This window comes from Gemmatirosa kalamazoonensis (assembly GCF_000522985.1).
In the GTDB taxonomy this organism is placed as follows: Bacteria; Gemmatimonadota; Gemmatimonadetes; order Gemmatimonadales; family Gemmatimonadaceae; genus Gemmatirosa; species Gemmatirosa kalamazoonensis.
This window is the reverse complement of the sequence record NZ_CP007129.1, coordinates 942,075-963,414: the sequence shown is the minus strand read 5'-3', so window position 1 is coordinate 963,414 and position 21,340 is coordinate 942,075. Positions and strand designations below refer to the sequence as shown.

Annotated in this window: 19 protein-coding genes; 15 read left to right on the top strand and 4 right to left on the bottom strand. The window is 71.9% G+C overall.

Features of this window, described 5'->3' with window-relative positions; translation table 11 throughout:
* The first annotated feature begins 27 nt into the window (after positions 1-27).
* From tssH to J421_RS32365, 9 genes are read left to right on the top strand one after another with little or no spacing between them, the layout of a single operon-like run.
* Positions 28-2,799: a type VI secretion system ATPase TssH gene (gene tssH / locus J421_RS27390; RefSeq protein ID WP_025414311.1), complete on the top strand. Its 2,772-nt coding sequence runs from the start codon at positions 28-30 to the stop codon at positions 2,797-2,799.
* Positions 2,800-2,858: 59 nt separating this feature from the next.
* Positions 2,859-5,015, top strand: coding sequence for a type VI secretion system Vgr family protein (locus tag J421_RS27385; RefSeq protein ID WP_025414310.1), 2,157 nt, complete (start codon positions 2,859-2,861; stop codon positions 5,013-5,015).
* An 18-nt stretch (positions 5,016-5,033) separates the two neighbouring features.
* Positions 5,034-6,122, top strand: coding sequence for a DUF2169 family type VI secretion system accessory protein (locus tag J421_RS27380; RefSeq protein WP_025414309.1), 1,089 nt, complete (start codon positions 5,034-5,036; stop codon positions 6,120-6,122).
* A 13-nt stretch (positions 6,123-6,135) separates the two neighbouring features.
* On the top strand, positions 6,136-7,212 hold the full coding sequence (locus tag J421_RS27375; RefSeq protein ID WP_158508928.1) for a beta-ketoacyl synthase N-terminal-like domain-containing protein: 1,077 nt from the start codon (positions 6,136-6,138) through the stop codon (positions 7,210-7,212).
* Between the two features lie 54 nt (positions 7,213-7,266).
* Positions 7,267-7,647: a DUF4150 domain-containing protein gene (locus tag J421_RS27370; RefSeq protein ID WP_025414307.1), complete on the top strand. Its 381-nt coding sequence runs from the start codon at positions 7,267-7,269 to the stop codon at positions 7,645-7,647.
* Between the two features lie 18 nt (positions 7,648-7,665).
* The gene (locus tag J421_RS27365; protein WP_104023342.1) at positions 7,666-8,565 is read left to right on the top strand and encodes an AHH domain-containing protein; all 900 of its coding nucleotides are present in this window, start codon (positions 7,666-7,668) and stop codon (positions 8,563-8,565) included.
* Positions 8,562-9,149, top strand: a complete 588-nt coding sequence (locus J421_RS27360) for an imm11 family protein (RefSeq protein ID WP_025414305.1) — start codon at positions 8,562-8,564, stop codon at positions 9,147-9,149. The genes J421_RS27365 and J421_RS27360 overlap by 4 nt, the downstream gene beginning before the upstream one ends.
* Positions 9,150-9,172: 23 nt before the next feature.
* Positions 9,173-9,607, top strand: coding sequence for a hypothetical protein (locus tag J421_RS27355; protein WP_025414304.1), 435 nt, complete (start codon positions 9,173-9,175; stop codon positions 9,605-9,607).
* 17 nt (positions 9,608-9,624) lie between these two features.
* Positions 9,625-10,836 carry a hypothetical protein gene (locus J421_RS32365; protein WP_025414303.1) on the top strand — a complete coding sequence of 404 codons (1,212 nt, stop codon included), beginning with the start codon at positions 9,625-9,627 and terminating at the stop codon, positions 10,834-10,836.
* Positions 10,837-10,852: 16 nt separating this feature from the next.
* On the opposite strand, the gene J421_RS27345 is transcribed toward J421_RS32365, so the two are convergent.
* Entirely contained in the window at positions 10,853-11,143 is a 291-nt protein-coding gene (locus tag J421_RS27345) for a hypothetical protein (protein WP_025414302.1), read from the bottom strand.
* Between the two features lie 274 nt (positions 11,144-11,417).
* Here J421_RS27345 and J421_RS27340 point away from each other — a divergent pair, with 274 nt between their 5' ends.
* From J421_RS27340 to J421_RS27325, 4 genes are read left to right on the top strand one after another with little or no spacing between them, the layout of a single operon-like run.
* Positions 11,418-13,022, top strand: coding sequence for a SulP family inorganic anion transporter (locus J421_RS27340; protein ID WP_025414301.1), 1,605 nt, complete (start codon positions 11,418-11,420; stop codon positions 13,020-13,022).
* Between the two features lie 19 nt (positions 13,023-13,041).
* The gene (locus J421_RS27335; RefSeq protein WP_236646350.1) at positions 13,042-13,710 is read left to right on the top strand and encodes a carbonic anhydrase; all 669 of its coding nucleotides are present in this window, start codon (positions 13,042-13,044) and stop codon (positions 13,708-13,710) included.
* The gene (locus tag J421_RS27330; RefSeq protein WP_025414300.1) at positions 13,707-14,792 is read left to right on the top strand and encodes a sensor histidine kinase; all 1,086 of its coding nucleotides are present in this window, start codon (positions 13,707-13,709) and stop codon (positions 14,790-14,792) included. Before J421_RS27335 ends, J421_RS27330 begins: the two co-directional genes overlap by 4 nt.
* Positions 14,789-15,454: a response regulator transcription factor gene (locus tag J421_RS27325; RefSeq protein ID WP_025414299.1), complete on the top strand. Its 666-nt coding sequence runs from the start codon at positions 14,789-14,791 to the stop codon at positions 15,452-15,454. Before J421_RS27330 ends, J421_RS27325 begins: the two co-directional genes overlap by 4 nt.
* A 36-nt stretch (positions 15,455-15,490) precedes the next feature.
* On the opposite strand, the gene J421_RS32360 is transcribed toward J421_RS27325, so the two are convergent.
* The 3 genes from J421_RS32360 to J421_RS32350 form a co-directional block, all read right to left on the bottom strand.
* Positions 15,491-16,390: a copper resistance D family protein gene (locus tag J421_RS32360; RefSeq protein WP_025414298.1), complete on the bottom strand. Its 900-nt coding sequence runs from the start codon at positions 16,388-16,390 to the stop codon at positions 15,491-15,493.
* 86 nt (positions 16,391-16,476) lie between these two features.
* Complete coding sequence (locus J421_RS32355; RefSeq protein ID WP_025414297.1) at positions 16,477-16,722, bottom strand: hypothetical protein; 246 nt, start codon at positions 16,720-16,722, stop codon at positions 16,477-16,479.
* The gene (locus J421_RS32350) at positions 16,722-17,420 is read right to left on the bottom strand and encodes a hypothetical protein (protein ID WP_148306576.1); all 699 of its coding nucleotides are present in this window, start codon (positions 17,418-17,420) and stop codon (positions 16,722-16,724) included. Before J421_RS32350 ends, J421_RS32355 begins: the two co-directional genes overlap by 1 nt.
* A gap of 137 nt (positions 17,421-17,557) precedes the next feature.
* On the opposite strand from J421_RS32350, the gene J421_RS27315 reads away from it, so the two are divergent.
* Positions 17,558-18,289: a FadR/GntR family transcriptional regulator gene (locus tag J421_RS27315; RefSeq protein WP_104023339.1), complete on the top strand. Its 732-nt coding sequence runs from the start codon at positions 17,558-17,560 to the stop codon at positions 18,287-18,289.
* 91 nt (positions 18,290-18,380) lie between these two features.
* A complete protein-coding gene (locus J421_RS27310) occupies positions 18,381-21,338 on the top strand; it encodes a SusC/RagA family TonB-linked outer membrane protein (RefSeq protein ID WP_158508926.1) in 2,958 nt (985 codons plus the stop codon).
* The last annotated feature ends 2 nt before the right edge of the window (positions 21,339-21,340 follow it).

Below are 21,340 nucleotides of genomic sequence, written 5' to 3'. Positions count from 1 at the left end.
TTCTCCCCCCGTCACGTCGGAGCCGTCATGTCGGTGAACCTGCGATCCCTCATCGGGAAGCTGAACCCCGCGACGCGCGGGTGCGTCGAGTCCGCGGCCGGGCTGTGCCTGTCGCGCACGCACTACGACGTCGAGATCGAGCACTTCCTCACGAAGGCGCTCGACGCGACCGACGGCGATCTGGCGACGATCCTGAAGCATTACGGCGTCAATCGCTCGCGCCTCGCCGACGACCTCGCGCGCGGGCTCGATCGGCTGAAGAGCGGCAACGCGCGCACGCCGAGCCTGAGCCCCTCGCTCGTGAAGATGCTGACCGAGGCGTGGACGATCGGCTCGATCGACTTCACCGCGCCGCAGGTGCGCATCGGCCACTGCGTGCTCGCGCTGCTCACGAACGACGAGCTGTCGCGGCTGGCGAAGGACGTCAGCCGCGAGTTCGAGAAGATCCCGGCGGAGGCGCTGAAGAAGGACTTCGCGACCGTCACCGCGCCGTCGACCGAGGCGGCCGGCGAGCTGGGGATCGCGCGCGGCGGCGGCAGCGCGGCCGCCGGCGCGCCTAACGCGGACGGCACCCCGAAGGTCGGCGGACGGACGCCGAACCTCGACCAGTACACGGTGGACCTCACGGCGCGCGCGAAGGCGGGGAAGATCGACCCGGTGCTCGGCCGCGACTTCGAGATCCGGCAGGTCGTCGACATCCTCACGCGGCGCCGGCAGAACAACCCGATCCTCGTCGGCGAGGCGGGCGTGGGCAAGACCGCGGTGGTGGAGGGCTTCGCGCTGCGCATCGTGCAGGGCGACGTGCCGCAGCCGCTGAAGAACGTGACGGTGCGCACGCTGGACCTCGCGCTGCTGCAGGCGGGCGCCGGCGTGAAGGGCGAGTTCGAGAACCGGCTGAAGGGGCTGATCGAGGAGGTGAAGAACTCGGCGAGCCCGATCATCCTGTTCATCGACGAGGCGCACACGATGATCGGCGCCGGCGGCCAGGCGGGGCAGGGCGACGCGGCGAACCTGCTGAAGCCCGCGCTCGCGCGCGGCGAGCTGCGCACGCTCGCCGCGACGACGTGGGCCGAGTACAAGAAGTTCTTCGAGAAGGATCCCGCGCTCTCGCGCCGCTTCCAGCTCGTGAAGGTGGAGGAGCCGAGCGAGGACGTGTGCCTGCTGATGATGCGCGGCGTGGTGCCGGCGCTCGAGGCGCACCACACGGTGCGCGTGACCGACGACGGGCTCGACGCGGCGGTGCGGCTGTCGCACCGGTATCTGCCCGACCGTCAGCTGCCGGACAAGGCGGTGAGCGTGCTCGACACCGCGTGCGCGCGCCTCGCGTTAGGCCAGCAGGCGACGCCGGCGCCGATCGAGGATGCGCGGCGGCGGCTGGACGACCTCGGGGTGCAGGCACGCGTGCTGGACCGCGAGGCCGCGTTAGGCATCGACCACACGGAGCGGCTCGCGGCGATCGCGGCGCAGCGCACCGAGGTCGAGGCGCAGCTCGCCGCGCTCGAGGCGCGGTGGACGGAGGAGAGCGGGCTCGTGGAGAAGATCCGGGGCATCCGCGCGCAGCTGGAGGAGGCGCACACGAATGGGGACTCGGGACTCGGGACTCCGGACTCGGGGACGGATTCGAGTCCCGAGTCCCGAGTCCCGAGTCCCGACGAGCTGCGCACCGAGCTGGCGGAGCTGACCGCGAAGCTGGAGGCGGTGCAGGGCGAGACGCCGCTCATGCGCGTCGCGGTGGACGCGTCGATCATCGGCGAGGTGATCTCCGGGTGGACCGGCGTGCCGGTCGGCAAGATGGTGCGCGACCAGCTGTCGACGATGCTCGAGCTGGAGCGGCACCTCGGCGCGCGCGTCATCGGACAGGACCACGCGCTCGAGGCGATCTCGAAGCGCATCCGGACGTCGGCGGCGAAGATCGAGGATCCGAACAAGCCGAAGGGCGTGTTCATGCTCGTCGGGCCGTCGGGCGTCGGCAAGACGGAGACGGCGCTCGCGTTAGGCGACCTGCTCTACGGCGGGGAGCAGAACGTCATCACGATCAACATGAGCGAGTTCCAGGAGGCCCACACGGTCTCCACGCTGAAGGGCTCGCCCCCGGGCTACGTCGGCTACGGCGAGGGCGGCGTGCTGACCGAGGCCGTGCGGCGCAAGCCGTACTCGGTGGTGCTGCTCGACGAGGTGGAGAAGGCGCATCCCGACGTGCTGGAGCTGTTCTTCCAAGTGTTCGACAAGGGGCGGATGGAGGACGGCGAGGGGCGCGAGATCGACTTCAAGAACACGATCATCCTGCTGACGACGAACGCCGGCACGGAGACGATCATGACGCTCACCGGCGACCCGGAGACGATGCCGTCGGTGGACGGGCTGGCGAAGGCGCTGAAGCCGGAGCTCGACAAGACGTTCAAGCCGGCGTTCCTCGGCCGCATGGTCGTGATCCCCTACTTCCCGGTGCGCGACGAGAACCTGAAGAAGATCGTGCGGCTCAAGCTCGGGAAGATCGAGCGCCGGCTGCGCGAGACGCACAAGGTGACGCTCGTGCACGACCACACGCTGATCGACGCCGTGGCGGCGCGGTGCACCGAGGTGGAGAGCGGCGCGCGCAACGTCGACAACATCCTCACGAACACGATGCTCCCCGAGATCGGGCGCCGACTGCTGGAGGCGATCGCCGACGGCACGAAGCCGGGCGCGATCCGGGTGACCGTGGACGACGCCGGCGAGCTCTCGTACGAGGTGACGCCCGCCGCGCGCGCCGACGGCTTCTCGCTGGCACCCGCGGCGGCCGCCGCGGCACCGGCGTGACAGCTGCCTAACGAACGCCTAACGACGGCTCACGTATCCGTCTCCGAGGGTCCATCGCCATGATCACGCTCAAGCTCCCGACCGCGGACGTGCCGCTCGACGTGCAGGACTTCACGTGCCGCGAGGGCGTGTCGCAGCTGTTCGAGCTGTCGATCCTGGCGTCCGCGCCGCGCGACGCGAAGTCGGGCCCGGGGCTGCTGACGTTCGACGCGGTGCTCGGCAAGAGCGCGACCGTGGTGGTGGACCTGCCGGGCGGGGACCACCGGTTCTTCAACGGCATCGTGGCCAGCGTCGAGGAGGGGGGCGTCACGGTCTCGGCGGGGCCGTTCGCGAAGGTGCCGTACCGGCTCGAGATCGTGCCGAACCTGTGGCTCCTCGGCCGGCGCACGCAGAGCCGGATCTTCCAGCACGTCACGGTGCCGGACATCCTCGAGCAGGTGCTCACGGGGCTCGACGTGCGCTTCGAGCTGAACGGGACGTACGAGCCGCGCGACTACTGCACGCAGTACCGCGAGACCGACCTCGCGTTCGCGTCGCGGCTGATGGAAGAGGAAGGGATGTTCTACTTCTTCGAGCACAAAGACGGCGCGCACACGCTCGTCGTCGGCGACACGCCGCAGGGCCACCCGACGCTCCCGACCGGCGCGACGATCAAGTTCGAGCCGCTCACGGGCGGCACGCGCACCGACGATCGGATCCAGCTGTGGGAGAAGCGGCAGACGATCACGTCGGGGAAGGTGACGCTGTGGGACCACACGTTCGAGCTGCCGCACAAGAACCTGTCGGCGGACGCGGCGGTCGTGGACTCGGTGACGGCGGGGAAGGTGACCCACAAGCTGCACCTCTCCGTCTCCGACAAGCTGGAGCTCTACGACTACCCGGGCGAGTACGCGCAGCGCTTCTCCGGCACCGCGCCGGGCGGCGGCGACCGGCCGGCGGACGTGCAGAAGATCTTCCAGGACAACGCGCGCACGGCGAAGATCCGCGCGCGGCAGATGGACTCGGGCGCGGTGGTGATCCGCGGGATGAGCAACTGCCGGAACCTGGCGTCGGGGTTCCGCTTCACGCTGACGAACCACGCGAACGGGGACGGCGACTACCTGCTGCTCACGGTGACGCACGTCGGGCGCGTCGAGGCGACGCCGCCGACGGGCGGCCCGGCGGGTGCCGCGCCGCCGCAGAACTACGAGAACACGTTCACGTGCGTGCCGGCGGCGGTGGTGCACCGGCCGCCCCGCCTCACGCCGCGGCCGTTCGTGCACGGCTGCCAGACGGCGACCGTGGTGGGCCCGGCGGGCGAGGAGATCTTCACGGACAAGTACGGCCGCGTGAAGGTGCAGTTCCACTGGGACCGCGCCGGGAAGAACGACGCGAACAGCTCGGGGTGGCTGCGCGTGTCGACGTCGTGGGCCGGGCAGCAGTGGGGGGCGATCCACATCCCGCGCATCGGCCAGGAGGTGGTGGTCGACTTCCTCGAGGGCGACCCGGACCGGCCGATCATCATCGGGTCGGTGTACAACGCGGAGCAGATGCCGCCCTACGCGCTGCCGGCGAACAAGACGCAGAGCGGGGTGAAGTCGCGGTCGTCGCTCAAGGGGACGGCGGCGAACTTCAACGAGATCCGGTTCGAGGACAAGAAGGGGAGCGAGCAGCTGTTCATCCACGCCGAGAAGAATCAGGACATCGAGGTGGAGAACGACGAGACGCAGTGGGTGGGGCGCGACCAGACGGTGAAGATCGACCGCGACCGCACGGAGAACGTCGGGCGCAACGAGACGATCACGATCGGTGGCAATCGCACCGAGTCGGTGGGCAAGGCCGAGTCGATCAGCGTGGCCGACGGCCAGACGGTCTCGATCGGCAAGGACCAGTCGATCGACGTCGGCGCCAATCGCACGGTGACCGTGGCGAAGGACCAGACGACCGACATCGGCGAGGAGCTCAAGACGACGATCGGCAAGAACGAGGAGCACACCGTCGGCGAGGCGCGGACGACGAGCGTCGCCAAGGACGACAAGCTCGATGTCGGAAAGAAGCTGCTCGTGCAGGCCGCCGACGAGATCGTGTTCAAGACCGGCGACGCGACGATCACGATGAAGAAGGATGGCACGATCAAGATCGAGGGCAAGGACGTGACGATCGACGGCTCCGGCAAGATCAACGTGAAGGCGTCGTCGGACGTGGTGGTGAAGGGCAGCAAGGTCGCGATGAACTGAGCTGCCTGACAGCCCTCCGTGCTCCAGCTCAAGAACCCCACCGGGCTCGCCGCGACGATGTTTCTGAGCCCCGACCCCGACGGCGTGGACACGCTCTACGCCGTCGTGAAGGGGACGTTCGCGCTCGACCAGCCGCTCGACGCGGCCGGCGAGCCGCCGCTCGCCGCGGAGCAGATTCCCGTCACGGTGAGCCCCGAGCACTGGGGCGATCCGGCGACGTCGAGCCTCAAGGCGGCGTCGGACATCTCCCTGCTCAAGCCGGCGACCGACGTGCTGCTCGTGGGTCACGCGCACGCGCCTAACGGCCGGCCCACCACGTGGATGGACGTGGGCCTCGCGGTAGGCCCGATTCGCAAGGTGGTCCGCGTGTTCGGTGACCGCGTGTGGCTGCACGATGCCGTGTGGACCCCGTCGGCACCGGCGCCGTTCACGAAGATGCCCCTCGTGTGGGAGCGCGCGTTCGGCGGCGCGGAGGAGGTCGAGGGCGTGCGGCACGAGGAGCCGCGCAACCCGGTCGGCGCGGGACTCCGCGCGCCTAACGGTCCGGGCCCGACCGTCGGCATGCCGCTACCCAACCTCGAGGATCCGGCGGACCCGGTGACGTCGTGGAAGTCGGGGCACACGCCGGCGTGCTTCGCGCCGCTGTGCGCGCACTGGATGCCGCGCCGGCGGTGGGCGGGGACGTACGACGAGCGGTGGCAGTCGACGCGCGCGCCGTACCTCCCGACCGACTTCGATCCGCGATTCTTCCATCTCGCGCCAGCGGACCAGATCGCGCCCGGCCATCTGTTAGGCGGCGAGCCGGTGGAGCTGCACGGCGTGTCGCCGTGGGGACCGGTGCGCTTCGTCCTGCCGCGTGCGCAGGTGGGTGTGAGCTTCGTCCTGGACGGCGCGGAACAGCCGCGGGCGGCCGTGCTCGACACGGTGCTCATCGACGCCGATGCGGCCCGGCTCACGATGGTGTGGCGCGCGGCGCTGCGGTGCGACAAGCAGGTGCTCCGGGTGAGCGAGATTCGCGTCGCGGCGCGGCGGGCCGCACCCGGCGTGGCGGCGCCCCCAAGTGGCGGAGCGTCGTATGCCGCGCCGGCAGCCGTGGCCCGCGCGTAAGGAGGGGCGATCCATGGCGACCGAGCCGCGACCGACCGATGCCGTGATCGTGGGCGTCGGAATGACGACGCCAGTGGGGCTCACGGCCGCGGAGACCGCGGCGGCGGTGCGCGCGGGGCTGGCGCTGTTCGCGCAATCGAGCCTCCTCGACCACCACTTCGAGCCATTCGTGCTCGGCGAGGTGCCGGACGACGGGATGGCAGGGCTCGGGACCGTGGACGCGGGGCTGACGGCACGCGAGGCACGGCTGCTGCGGCTGGCCACGCAGCCGCTGCGCGAGTGCCTCACGGTGCTACCCGCCGAGGCGCCCAAGCCGGGGGTGGTCGTCGCGCTGCCAGCGCCACGCCTCACCAGCGGGCAGCGACCGCTCGACCCCGTCGCGTTTCTCGCGCGCCTGTCGGCGCAGGTGGGAGGCGCCGTGGAGCTGGGCCGCAGCGACGCATCGCCGACGGGGCGCGCCGGCGGGATCGCGGCGATCCACATGGCCGCGGCCTACGTGAGCGCGGGACACGCGCCGTTCATGGTGGCGGGCGGCGTCGACACGTTCCGCGACGCCTACGTGCTCGGCACGCTCGACCTCGAAAAGCGCGTGAAGTCGGCGACGCACCTCGATGGATTCATCCCGGGGGAGGCCGCCGCGTTCGTGCTGCTCGCCACGCGCGACACCGCGAGGCGGGCCGGCGTCCCGGCGCTCGCGGCCGTGACACCGGGCGCGTTCGGTGAGGAGCCGGGGCACCTCTACAGCGAGGCGCCGTATCGCGGCGACGGGCTCGCGCAGACCGTCGGCGCGCTGGTCGGCGGCGGCGCGCTGCCGCTTCCAGTGCGCGAGGTCTACTCGTCGATGAACGGCGAGCAGCACTGGGCCAAGGAGTGGGGGGTGAGCCACACGCGCAACCACACAGCGTTCGACCCTGGGCACGAGGTGCACCACCCGGCCGATTGCACCGGCGACACGGGTGCGGCGTGCGGGCCGCTCATGGTGGGGCTGGCCGCGTTAGGCCTCGCCGGCGGCTACCGCCGCAGCCCGTGCCTGGTCTACGGATCGTCGGACGACGGTCCGCGCGCGGCGGTGGGGGTTCTGGCGGCGTGATGGCGCGCGCCGGACCGGCGCGTATGGTGGAGTGGGACCGACACGGAGGATGACGTGGGGCAGACGACGTTCGCGAACATGCGTGGGGTCGCGCACAAGGGAAGCGGCGGGATGAGCATCGCGTTCCCCGACGTGTGCAAGACCCCCGCGGCGCCGAGTCCCATTCCGATCCCCTACCCGAACATCGGGCAGGCGTCGGACACCTCGCAGGGCCCGTCGTCGGTGAAGACCGACGGACAGATGCCGATGGTGAAGGGCGCGAAGTACTCGCGCTCCTCAGGCGACGAGGCGGGGACGTTAGGCGGCGTGGTCTCCAGTGTGAACATGAGCGAGTGCGAGTTCATGATGTACTCGTTCGACGTCAAGTTCGAGGGGAACAACGTGTGTCGCATGGGTGACCCGCTGTTCCACAACAAGAAGAACATCATGGGCTGAGCGGGAGCGCGACGAATCATGGAGATGCTCGAATCGGTCGCCCCGCCGGCGCTGGGGCTGCACGACAAGTCGTGCCCGTTCTGCGGGGGCGAGCCGCCCAAGCTGCTGCACTACAAGACGAAGCACGGGGAGCTCAAGGACGAGGATCAGCTCGAGAAGAACCTCGCCGCGGAAAACGACGTGACGAGCGACCCGGCAGTCGGCCCCGTCTATCCCGCCCCGGGCGGCAACCAGCCGCACGACGGGTGGGTGGTGCAGGAGAACGTCTTCGAGGAGATCGAGGTCCACATCCCGCCCGCGGCGCACCACCTGATCCCGGGCGACGCGGTGATGGCGAAGACGCAGATCGAGCAGTGGACGTGCGAGTCGAAGGGGAAGATCAAGGAGGACATCGGCTACAACATCGACGGCGCGCCGAACGGGATCTGGCTGCCGCACCTGCCGCACATCCACTGGACGCGCTTCATGAACAAGGCGACGAAGACGAGGTTCAGCGACGTCTTCGGCACCTGGAGCTCGCTCAGCGACTATCGACGCAAGGCCGTCGGGTACGTGATCATGAGCGAGACGTGGCTGCAGATGCACTACACCGACCACAAGGGCTCGTACAAGTACGTGGACGACGACGAGAACTACAACAACGAGGCGAAGACGCGCTGCAACCTGCTCGCGAACGTGATGACGGCCTTCCACGCGCCGAAGTGCCCGGACGGCAAGGACCCACTGGACGGCAAGTACTACCCGCCGTACGGCCTCGTGGGGCGCCTCTACGGGCAGGCGAACTGGCTGCGCCGTCGCATCACCGGCAACCCGCGGTACTGGAGCTCGTGGGTGTCGCCGCTCGCGCAGGAGTTCACCCACGACCTGATGGAGGACCACGTCGGGCTGACCTCCCGCGGCGTGGTCTCGCGCAAATGAGCGATCACGACGCGTCGCGCTTCTACCGCCTGCGCTCCGACCCTCTCGCACGCCGGAAGGGGCTGCATCTGGCGCGCATCGACAGACAGGCGGACTCGGATCTGCCGTGGTGGGTAGGCGCCCGCTTCGCCGCGCCGCCCGCGACGCCGATCCGCTGCACGCTGGACGAGAGCGGGGGACCGGATCTGCCGGATGCGTTCCTCGCCGAGGCGATCCCGATCATGTCCGCGCGCCTCGTCGACGCGCTGCGCGCGGCCGGCGCCGACAACCTCGACGCGTACGACGCGCAACTCGTGGATCCGCGCACCGGCGCCCCGGTCGGCGACTACCGCGCGGTCAACGTCGTGGGGCTCGCGCGTGCCGCCGACATGACGAGCTCCGTCTACGACGCGGCGTCGGAGTTCCCGATGATCGAGTTCGACCGCGTCGTCGTCGACCCCGCAGCGGTGGGCGAGCTGCGCATGTTCCGGCTCGCGGAGAACCCGTCGTACATTCTCGTCGCGCAGGGCGTGAAGGACGCGCTCGACGCCGTCGGGCTGGTGGGCGTCATCGCTGCCCCCCTGGACGAGCGCATCGCGTACTGAACGCCCGCCTAACCGGAGATCCGATGTCCATCGATCATATCGCCGCCGCGGCGGACGCCCGACAGATCACGCGTGCCGTCGTCGCGTACGCCACGGCCGACGGCACGCTGCACGTGCGCCTCGCCCCCGGTGAGCGCCCGCGCCCGTGCGACGCCCTCCACCCGGGCGCCGGGCCGTCGCGGTCGTACGAGCAGGGCGACGAGGTGCTCGTCTGGTTCGACGGCGACGCGAGCACACGCGGCGTGGTGCTTGGGCGCGTGGCCCCGGCCGCCGTCGCGCGTCCGGAGGAGACCCCCGACGAGCTCGTGCTCGAGGCCAAGGAGCAGCTCACGCTCCGTGTCGGCGACGGCTCCATCACGCTCCGCGCCGACGGCAAGATCCAGATCAAGGGCAAGGATCTGATCTCCCACGCCCAACGCCTGAACCGCATCAAGGGCGGCGCCGTCTCGATCAACTGACACAGCCAGCAGCCGTCGTGACCGCCCCCCCGCTCACGTTCATCCCCGACCTGCTGGAGCTCCACTTCGAGGAGCTCCAGTTCCTCTGGGCGCGCCGCCGCGCCGCGCTGCGCTCCCCGCAGCAGACCGCGCGCACGCTCGCCGCGCTCGACGAGCGCGTCGAAGCGCACACGCAGGGGATGCTCGTCGTCGGCGCGAAGATGCTGCCGCTCGTCGAGCCGTCGCTCACCGAGGGCGGCCCCGACGCCGCGTTCGCCGCCGCGTACGCGCTGCTCCGCGCCGGCGATCCTGCGCTCGCCGCGCGCGTCGTCGACGCGGTGCCTAACGCGTCGCCGAAGGCGCGGCGCGGGCTCGCCGAGGCGCTGCGGCACGCGCACAACCCCGCGGTGCACGCGTCGCTCGCCGCGCTCGCGCGCTCCGGCGAGCCGGCGCACGTGGCGCTCGCGCTCGAGGTGTTCGCGTTCCGCGGCGCGCTGCAGGCCGAGGCGGTCGGTCCCACGCTCGACGCGCTGCTCGCGCACGACGACGGCGCGGTGCGTGCCGCCGCGTGGCGCGTCGCGACGTACCTCTGCGCGCCGGTCGACCCGAAGCACTACAGCGCGGCGCTCGCCGACGACCCGCCGGGGCTGCGCGTCGCGGCGCTCGAGGCGGCGGCGTGGGCGCGCGTGCCGGGCGTCGTCGCGTACGCGCGGCAGGCGGCCGCGCGGCCGGCGCCGGAGACGCTCGACGCCCTGCGGCTGCTCGCGGTGCTCGGCGGGCCGGACGACGCGCGCCGCGTCGCGGCGGTCGTGCGCGTGCCGGAGCTCGGGCCGGCGCGGTTCGCGTGCGCGGGCGCGTCGGGGCGCCCCGAGCTCGTCGAGCCGCTCATCGCCGAGATGGCGGGCGACGACGCGGCCACGGCGGTCGCCGCGGGCGCCACGTTCGCGAAGCTCACGGGCCACGACGTGACGTCGACGCGCACGGCAGAGGTGACGGTCGACGAGGATCTCACCGACACGGTGGCGCTGCCCGACCCCGAGCGCGCGCGCGCCGTGTGGGGGAAGCTCGCCCCCGCGCTCGCGGGCGCGGAGCGGATCTGCGGCGGCATCGACGTGGCGCGCCCGATCGACGCCGACGCGGCGGCGCGCATGGACATGGAGTCGCGCTGGGACCTCTTCCTCCGGGCGCGCTACCTCAACACGTGGCACGGCCTGCCGGCCCAGCTCGAGGTGCTCGCGCCGCGCGCCTAACGGCGCCTCACCGCGCCTAACCGCGTCCCGCCGCAGCGCCGGCGGCGAGGGTGACCGCGCGCTCCTCGAGCCGCGCGTAGCGGTCGGCGACGGGGGTGCGCTGGTACGGGTAGGCCAGCCCGGCGAACGCGTCGCGCAGCGCGGCCTCCACGTCGGCGCGCCCGGCACCCTGGTCCCGCAGCGCGAGCGTGATCTGCTCGACGACGGCGTCGAACGCGCCGAGCGCGAAGTCGCCCGCGGTGGCCGCCGCGTGGGCGGTGCTCACCAGGTGCCGGTCGAGTGCGCGGGGGATGCAGAGCTCGGACATGCGCGGGGACGTCGGTGCGTCCAGTGCCATCGCAAAGTCGGGACGCGCCGCGGGGCGGGAGTGTGACGCAGCGCACGGCCGATGCGAGGTGCCCGACCACGCCGCAGACGACCGATCGCGGGGAACGTAACGGGCGCGCCGCCCGCGTGGCGACCATGACGAATTCGTTAGGCCCGCGCCCCGGCCGGTCGCACGCCGCGGTACGTCGCGGTCTGACACACGACGCGCCGCGCTCTGACAGACGGCGCGGCGGCGGCGGCCTATCGTCCGCGCCATGTCACTCCCGCATCCCCTCGACCCGCCCGCCCCTGCGCCCGCCCGCGCAGCGGCACCCCGGCCGGCCGGCCCGACGCCCGCGCGGCCGCAGCCCTCCACCTGGCGCCAGGACGTGAGCGCCGGGCTCGTCGTCGCGCTCGTGGCGCTCCCACTGTGCCTCGGCATCGCGCTCGCCTCGAACGCGCCGCTGTTCTCGGGGATCATCACCGGCGTCGTCGGTGGGCTGCTCGTGTCGCGGCTCAGCGGCTCGCAGCTCATGGTGAGCGGGCCCGCGGCCGGGCTCACGGCGATCGTCGTGGCCGCGATCGCGGAGCTCGGATCGTTTCCGACGTTCCTGCTCGCGGTGGTGCTCGCGGGACTGTTCCAGCTCGCCCTCGGCGCGCTGCGCGCGGGGCTCATCGCGTACTTCGTCCCGTCGTCGGTGATCCGCGGCATGCTCGCCGGCATCGGGCTGCTGCTCGTGATGAAGCAGCTGCCGTACGCGCTCGGCGCGTCGTTAGGCGGCACGCCGCCGGGGCTCGTCGCGCCCGTCGTCGCGGCGGCGCGCGAGCTCTCGCTCACGGCGGTGGCGATCACCGCGGCGTCGCTCGCGCTCCTCGCCGTGTGGGGACGCGTGGCGCCGGCGGCGGTGCGGCGGCTCCTCCCGGGGCCGCTCGCGGTGGTGGTGGGGGCCGCGGTGATCGCCACCATCGTCGCGGCGGCGCTGCCGTCGCTCGCGCTGCCCGCGGGGGCGTACGTGAAGCTGCCGGTGCCCGCGGGGCTCGGCGACGTGGCGGCGCTGCTCACGTGGCCCGATTGGAGCGCGATCGCGAATCCCGCGGTCTACAAGGTCGGCGCGACGCTGGCGATCGTGGCGACGCTCGAGTCGCTGCTCAGCCTCGAGGCGACGGACAAGCTCGATCCCGAGCGACGCACGTCACCGGCGAACCGCGAGCTGCTCGCGCAGGGCACGGGCAACGTCGTGGCCGGGCTGCTCGGCGGGCTCCCGATGACGGGCGTCATCGTGCGCAGCGCGGCGAACGTCGACGCCGGCGCGCGGTCGTGGCGCAGCGCGTTCGTGCACGGCGTGATCCTCGCCGCGATGGTGCTCGCGGTGCCGACGCTGCTCAACCGCATCCCGCTCGCGGCGCTCGCCGCGGTGCTCATCGCCACGGGCGTGAAGCTCGCCGCGCCGACGGTGGTGCGCGATGCGTGGCGGCGCGGGTGGTCGTACCTGCTGCCGTTCGCGGTGACGACGATCGCGATCGTCGTCGAGGATCTGCTCGTCGGCATCGGCGTGGGGCTCGCCGCGGGCGTGTTCTTCGTGCTGCGCGACAGCTATCGCAACGCGTACTCGTACGAGCGTCGCGAGTCGGCCGACCACCACCACGTGCGCCTCACGCTGGCGGAGGAGGTCACGTTCCTGAACAAGGCGAAGATCCTGAGCGAGCTCACCGCGCTCCCGTCGGGCAGCGCGGTCACGATCGACGGCGGCCGCACGCGCCACCTGGACATCGACGTCGTCGAGATCCTACACGACTTCCAGCAGTCGGCGCGACGCCGCGGCATCACGGTGCTGCTGCGCAACATCCCGACGCCGCCGACGCTCGCCGCCGCCCACTGACCACGGAGATCCGATCCATGTGCCATCGCACCCTGCTCGAGAACAACGGCCACTGGGCGCGCGCGCGCGCGCCGCCGAGGACCCGAACTACTTTCCCCGGCTCGCCAGCCAGCATCGCCCGCACGCGCTGTTCGTCGGCTGCTCCGACGCGCGGGTGCCGGCGGAGGTGATCACCCAGGCGACGCCGGGGGAGCTGTTCGTGCACCGCAACATCGCGAACCAGGCGCACCCCACCGACACGAACCTCAACGCGGCGCTACAATACGCGGTGGAGGCGCTCGCGGTGGAGGACGTGGTCGTGTGCGGCCACGAGGGATGCGGCGGCGTGCGCGCGGCGATGCACGAGGAGGCGCCGCCGCTCGTCGACACGTGGGTGGCGGGCGTGCGCACGATCGTGCGGCTGCACGCCGACGAGCTGTCGCGGATCCCCGATCTCGAGCGGCGTCTCACGCGTCTCGTGGAGCTCAACGTGATGGAACAGGTCTTCAACATCAGCCGCTCACCGATCGTGCAGTCGGCGTGGGCCGCCGGGCGCACGCTGCGGGTGCACGGGTGGGTGTACGGCATCGGCAGCGGGCTGCTGCGCGACCTCGGCGTGACGATGGACGGCGCGCCGCTGCGCGCGGCGCTCGGCAAGGTGAAGGCGGTCGCGCGGGACGACGTGGCGCGCGCGCGGCGCGCGGGATGACGGCGCCGGGCGGGTGGCGCGGGCTGCTGCGCGTCCCGCTGCTGCAGAAGCTCGTCGTCGCCGACCTGCTGATCAACATCCTCGCGTTCGTCGTGATGCGGAACGCGCGGGCGCAGTACGCCGACGAGATCATGGTCGTCGCGCTGCTCGTGACGCTCGTGCTGAACGCGGGGATGGTGTACTGGGCGCTGCTGCCGCTGCGCGCGCTCGAGCTCACCGCCGACCGCGTGGCGCGCGGCGACCTGTCGGTGCGCGTGCCGCCGTCGCGCCTCGCCGACCGCAACGTCGCGCGCATCGGCCACACGTTCAACCGCGTGCTCGACGGCCTCGTGGCCGACCGCGCACGCGTCCGCACGCTCGCCGCGCAGGTGATCCGGGCCGGCGACGAGGAGCGCGCGCACATCGCGCGGGAGCTGCACGACTCCACGGCGCAGCAGCTCTCCGCGCTCGAAATGCTCGTGACCGCAACCATGAACGAGACGGCGGAAGCGGATGCGGCGGAAGCCGATGCGGCGGAATCGGCTCCGCCGCCACACCCGCTTCCCCCGGTGCCGATCCCACACTATCCGATTCCGCGTGTTCTCGGTGGCCGGCTGCGTGTGATGCACGGCATCGTGACCGAGGCGCTGCGCGAGGTGCGCACGCTGTCGCACACCGTGCACCCGCGCGTGCTCGACGATCTCGGGCTCGCCGCGGCGCTCGAGACGCTCGCCCGCCGCACGCAGGACCAGAGCGGGGTGGCGGTGCACGTCACCGCATCGGGAGACTCGCCGCCGTCGGCGCCGGTGGCGTCGGTGCTGTACCGCGTGGCGCAGGAGGCGCTGCGGAATGCGCTGCGACACGCCGGCGCGTCGCGCATCGACCTGCGGCTCGAGGCCGACGCGCGCGCGACGCGCCTCACGGTCGCCGACGACGGCGTCGGATTCGACGTCGCGGCGACCGACGCGGCGCGGGCAGGGCTCGGGCTGTTCGTCATGCGCGAGCGGCTCGCGCTCGTCGACGGCACGCTCACGATCGACAGCGGGCGCGGCGTGGGCACGCGCGTGATCGCGTGCGCGCCGTCCGACGCGGCAGACGCGTGAGCGACGCCAAGATCCGCGTCGTCCTCGCCGACGATCACGACGTCGTGCGGCTCGGCCTGCGCACGCTGCTCGGCGCGGCACCCGACGTCGAGGTGGTGGCCGAGGCGTCGGACGGCGTGGAGGCGCTCGCGCGCGTCGAGGCGACGGCGCCCGACGTCGTCATCATGGATCTCACGATGAAGGGCATGGACGGCGTGACGGCGACGCGTGAGCTCGTGCGCCGCCGCTCGCCGACGCGCGTGCTCGTGCTCACGATGCACGACGAGGAGGAGTACCTCGTGCCGGCGCTCGACGCCGGTGCCGCGGGCTACGTCGTGAAGAGCAGCGCGAGCACCGACCTGCTGCGCGCGGTACGCGCGGTGGCGCGCGGCGACACGTTCGTGCGTCCGCAGGCGGCGCGCGTGCTGGCCGAGCGGTGGCGGCAGCGCAGCGCGGAGGACGAGGCGCGGGCCGGCTACGAGTCGCTCAGCGACCGCGAGAAGTCGGTGTTCCAGCTCATCGCCGAGGGGTACTCGACGTCGCAGATCGGCGAGCGGCTGTTCATCAGCGCGAAGACGGCGGACACGTATCGGCGGCGCGTGAACGAGAAGCTCGGCATCGGCGAGCGTGCGGACTACGTGAAGCTGGCGCTGGCGCTGGGGGTGTTAGGCGGGGAGAAGTGAGGCGCGGGGTCGGCGCCGCGAGGCTCGGCCCGGCGATCACCCTTTCGGCGCCGGAATGCTCACCAGGATCGCCGTGATGACCAGCACCACCAGCGCGAGCCCGAGCTCCGTGCGCGCCGACCGCACCAGCGTCTCCGTCGCATCGTCGTGCCCGAGCCGCGGCGAGACGAGCCGCCAGTTGTACGCGCCGAGTCCCGCGACGGCGAGCACGAACACGAGCTTCACGCACAGCGTCCGGCCGTAGGGCGTCGTCCACAGCGCGTCCAGCCGGTGCAGGTGGCGCCACGCCGTGGTCACGCCGGTCACCACGAGCAGCGCCGACGACGCGAGCGCGAGCGTCGAGAAGCGGCGCACCATGACGGCGACCGCGGCGGCGTGCTTCCCCTCCGGCCACCACCGGCTCACGGTCAGCGGCAGCGCGGAGAACGCGAGCACGAACAGCGATCCGATCCACAGCCCGCCGGCGAGGACGTGGAGCGGGTTCACGACCGCCGTGAGCCGGCCCGTGACGATGCCGCGCAGCGCGAGGCCGAGCGCCGCGAGCGCGGCGAGCGCCCACCCGGGACGCGCCGCGGCCGTGTGGCCGCCGCGACGGCGCGCGAGCAGGAGTCCCACGAGCGCGAGGACGAGGAACGCGAGCCGCGCCAGCAGCGCACCGCCGCCGGCCTCGAACGCGGCGCCTAACGTGAGGTGCTTCTCCGTCGCCGTGCGGGCGAGCGCGATGAGCTGCGTGAGAAACGTCACCAGCACGCCGACGATCCCCACGCTCGTCGCGCGCCGCACGACGCTCGGCGTCGGCCCGGCGCCGGGGAGCACGAAGTTGCCGAACCCGACGGCGCCGTAGAGGGCGAACGATCCGATGAAGCCGAGCAGCTCGGTCGCGGCGTGCGCCCAGGTGAATCCCGGCTCGGGCGGTGGCGGTGGCTGGAAGAGCATGGACGATCGGTCGCTGGTCGGGCGGGCGGTGCGCAAGGAGCTCGCCACGCCCGTCGGGGCCGGTTCGGGCGGGCGCGGCCTGGCGCCTAACGGTCCGGCGGCTCGTCGGTTCGTCGCGGCGAGACCCGACGGTCGGTGGTGCGGCGGTCGCGCGAGCCGCGCGGACGCAGCCAGCGCCACGTCCCGACGAGCCCCGGCAGCAGTGCGATCACGTACACGGGCCGCAGCATGTCCTCCACCGGCGGCAGGAACCGCGCGAACCCGTACAGCAGCAGCTCGAGGACCGCGGTCCCGAGCCACCCCTGGACGAGCGGGCGCCAGCTTCGCGCCATCAGGCCACCTCGTCCGCCGCCGCGGGGCCGACCGGCGGCGGGGCGATGCCGATCGGCGCGGCGGCGAGGAGCGGCGGGAAGAGCTGGAGCGCCGCCGGGGGCATGACGTGCGGCGCCCGGAGCTCGGGCGGCAGGCTGTCCAGGATCGCCTTCCGCGACCGCTCCGCCCGGTCGGCGGCGGCACGTGCCGAGGCCAGCTCGCCTGCGGTCCGCGTCGACTCCGCCCGCAGCGCCGCCGTCTCCGCGGTGAGCCGGGCGATCGTCTCCTGGCGCGCCTCGGCATCCTCGGCCGCGGCCTCGAGCTCACGCTGGAGCCACCGGGCGCTCACCGCGGCGCCGCGCCGCGCGCCGGCCGTCACGGCCACGACGATCGCGGTGGCGGCGAACGCGGCGATCGCGGGGCCGTCCACGGCGGGATCGACGACCCAGCGGCCGACGTCGGTGCGGTACCAGGCGAGCGCCGTGGCGACGAGCGCGGTCAGCACCGCGGGCCCGCCGCCGAGGCCGACGCCGACGATCGCGGTCACGAGGATCAGGAGGAGCCGCAGGACCTCGGCCGTCACCGGCAGGTGGCCGAGTATCGCGACCGCGAGCGGGACGGCCGGCGCGGCGAGGGCGAGTGCCCAGCGGGCGACGCCGCCGGGTCCGGCGGACGGCGAGGCGGGAACGGAAGGGGGAGCGGGAGCGCGTCGCGGCACGTCGTGGTCGGTTGGATGCGTGCGCAGTCTATACGGATGCGGGCCGCCCCGTGAGCCTGCGGGCCGCCGAGGGCGCCGTTGACAGTCCCCGGTCCGGGCCGTAGCATGCCGTCAAAGTCATCCGATGACTTGCTCACATGAGCAATCCTGAAGGTCCTGTGGAAGCGAGCCTCACCCCGATCGCGCGGCAGCGCCTGGCCGACGACCTGGCCCAGCGCATCTCGCGCCTCATCCAGGCGGGGACGTACCACGCCGGCGACCGCCTGCCGGCGATCACGTCCATGGCCCGGCAGTTCGGCGTCGGGTCGCCCACCGTGCGCGAGGCGCTCCGCAAGCTCGAGGCGGTCGGCGTCGTCGACATCCGGCACGGCTCCGGCGTCTACGTCACCGGCACCGCCGACTCGCTCGTCATCTCGAACCCGGTGTTCGAGGGGCGCGCGACGAAGAAGCTGCTCGTCGACCTCCTCGAGGCGCGCACGCCGATCGAGGTCACGACGGCGACGCTCGCCGCCACGCACGCCACGGCGGCGGACCTCGACGCGATGCGCGAGCTGCTCGCGAACGCCGGCGCGTCGCTCGACGACGCGATGGTCCTGAACGCGACGAACCTCGCGTTCCACGGCCGCATCGCCGCCGCGTCGGGGAACGTCGTGCTGCGCCAGCTGCTCGAGGTGCTCTCGCGTCTGTTCCGCGAGGAGCAGCGGCTCATCATCGACATCTTCGGCTCGCGCCGGCGCGACCACGACGAGCACCTCGCGATCCTCGACGCGCTCGAGCGTCGCGACCCCGCGCTCGCCGCGGCGCGGATGCAGGCCCATCTCGACGGCGTGCGCGACGTGCTGCGCCGTTGGGAACCCGAGCGCGACTGACGATGCCGGTCGGTCGGTCGCGCGCGGTCGTGCGCCGTTCGTACGACGTCTGTACGGACCCCGCCTAACGCGGATCTCCCGTCTCCCCATGATGATCTTCTCCCCACGCAGTCTCTGGCGGGTCCTGCAAATCCTCGCGCCCGCCGTTCTCCTGCTCGCCGCGCGCGAGGGCCGAGCGCAGGTCACGGTGCGCGGCACCGTCGTCGTCGGCCAGACGGGCGAGCCGGTGCCTAACGCGAACGTCGCCGTCGCCGGCACGCGCGTCGGCACGCAGACGAACGACCAGGGCGAGTTCACGCTCCGCGTCCCCGGCCCGAACGACACGCTCGTCGTCACGCGGCTCGGCTACGCGCCGAGCCGGCTGCCGCTACGCGGCCAGACGCTCGTCACCGTGCGCCTCGAGCGCACCGCGGTGGTGCTGAGCGAGATCGTCACCGTCGGCTACGGCACGCAGAAGCGGAGCGACATCACGGGCTCCGTGACGTCGATCAACCAGGAGCGCCTCGAGAACAAGCCGAACGTCAACGTCGCGCAGGCGCTCGAGGGCGCGCTCCCCGGCGTGAACGTGACGACGAGCGGCGCCGGCGCCGAGCAGACCATCGACATCCAGATCCGCGGCCGCAACTCGATCTCGGCGAGCACCGCGCCGCTCGTCGTCGTCGACGGTATCCCGTACAACGGGTCGCTCTCCGAGCTGAACCCGAACGACATCCAGTCGATCGAGATCCTCAAGGACGCGTCGAGCACCGCGATCTACGGGGCGCGCGGCTCGAACGGCGTCATCCTCGTGACGTCGAAGCGCGGCACGGAAGGCAAGCCGACGGTGTCGTACTCCGGCTACGTGGGCTCGGCGAACTACACGAACGTGCCGCGGCTCATGAACGCGCAGGAGTTCGCCGACTTCAAGTGCGTGCGCATCAACGCCGGCGCGAACTGCAGCACCGCGCTCACCGCGACCGAGCAGAAGAACCTCGCCGCGGGCGTGAACACGAACTGGCTCGACGTCGCGATGCGCACGGGCAAGACGCAGCAGCACGACGTGAGCGTGCGCGGCGGCAGCACCGACACGAAGTACTTCCTCGGCGGCTCGTACCTCGGCGTCGACGGCATCGGCCTCGGCGACCGCATCGACCGCCTCACGGTGCGCGCGAACCTCGACCAGAAGCTCTGGTCGTGGCTCAACATCGGCACGAACACGCAGGTCTCCGACATGGACCGCGGCGGCCGCGCGGCGACGTTCGAGAGCGCGTTCTTCGCGAACCCGCTGCTCACGCCGTACGACGCGAACGGCAACATCGCCGTCGTGCCGTGGCCCGAGGATCCGGTGACGACGAACCCGCTCGATGCGCTGAACGCGGTCGACGACGACGTCAACAAGCGGCTGTTCTCCAGCAACTATCTGCGCCTCACCGTGCCCCGCGTGAAGGGGCTCACGTTCACGATGAACGGTGGCCTCGACGTCGCGACCCGCGAGCAGGCGACGTACTGGGGGCTCAACACGAACACGGGCCGCTCGGTGAACGGCCAGTCGAGCGTCGCGAACACCGACCGCACCGACTGGACGTGGGAGAACATCCTCCGCTACCAGCGCGGCTTCGGGAAGCACAACCTCGACTTCACGGGGCTGCTCAGCCGCCAGGGGAGCGATCTCGAGGTGAACGGCGTGAACGGCACGGGCTACCCGAACGACGTGCTGAACTTCCGCTCGACGGTGCCGCTGCTCGCCACGCCGGTCGCCAGCGTGACGCAGTACAACCTCGTGTCCCAGATGGGGCGCCTGAACTACGGCTTCGACGAGCGCTACCTCGCGACGTTCACGGTGCGCCGCGACGGCTACTCGGGGTTCGGCGCGAACAACAAGTACGGCGTGTTCCCGTCGGCCGCGCTCGCGTGGAACGCGGCGAACGAGAAGTTCTTCCCGTGGAAGCACGCGGTGAACACGCTCAAGGTGCGCCTCACGTACGGGCAGAACGGCAACCAGGCGATCCGCCCGTACCAGACGCTCGCGCAGCTCGACGACCGCTCGTACCTGAACGGCGACACGCCCGCCGCCGGCTACATCCCGGTGTCGTTGGGCAACCCGAACCTGAAGTGGGAGACGACGACGTCCGGCAACCTCGGCGTCGACCTCGGGCTGTGGAACGACCGCGTGCACGCGACGCTCGACGCGTACCGCGCGAACACGCGCGACCTGCTGCTCCGCCGCACGATCTCGTCGGTGCACGGCATCACGAGCATCACCCAGAACATCGGCAAGACGGCGAACAAGGGCATCGAGCTGCAGCTCTCGACGATCAACGTCGACCGGAACGGCACGCGCGGCGGCTTCCGCTGGCAGTCGGACTTCAACATCTCGGCGAACCGCAACCGCATCGTCGACCTGTACGGCGACGCGACGGACGATCTCGCGAACGGGTGGTTCATCGGCCAGCCGATCGACGTGAACTACAGCTACAAGTTCGCCGGCATCTGGCAGGTGGCCGACTCCGCGCTCGCCGCGAGCTTCGGCGCGAAGCCGGGCTGGGTGCGCATCCAGGACACGAACGGCGACGGCAAGATCGATCCGACCGATCGCACGCTCATCGGCAGCCTGCAGCCGGACTACATCGCGGGGCTGCAGAACTCCTTCCGGTACCGCGGCTTCACGCTGAGCGCGTACGTCTACACGGTGCAGGGCGTCACGCGGTCGAACATCCTGCTGGGCACGAACCAGGTCTTCTCGGACGTGCGGCGCAACACGGTGTTCCGCCAGTACTGGACGCGCGCGAACCCGATCGACACGTACCCGGAGAACAGCAACGTGAGCAACCCGCTCAGCGTGCCGTTCTACGAGGACGCGAGCTTCGTGCGCCTGCGCGACCTGTCGCTCTCCTACGACCTGCCACGCACGTTCGCGAGCCGCCTCGGCGCCAGCTCGGCGCGCGTCTACGTGAACGGCCGCAACCTGAAGACGTGGACGAAGTGGACGGGGCTCGACCCCGAGCTCTCCAACCAGCGCGCGATCCCGCTCGAGCGCACCGTCACGGGGGGGATCAATGTCACGTTCTGACC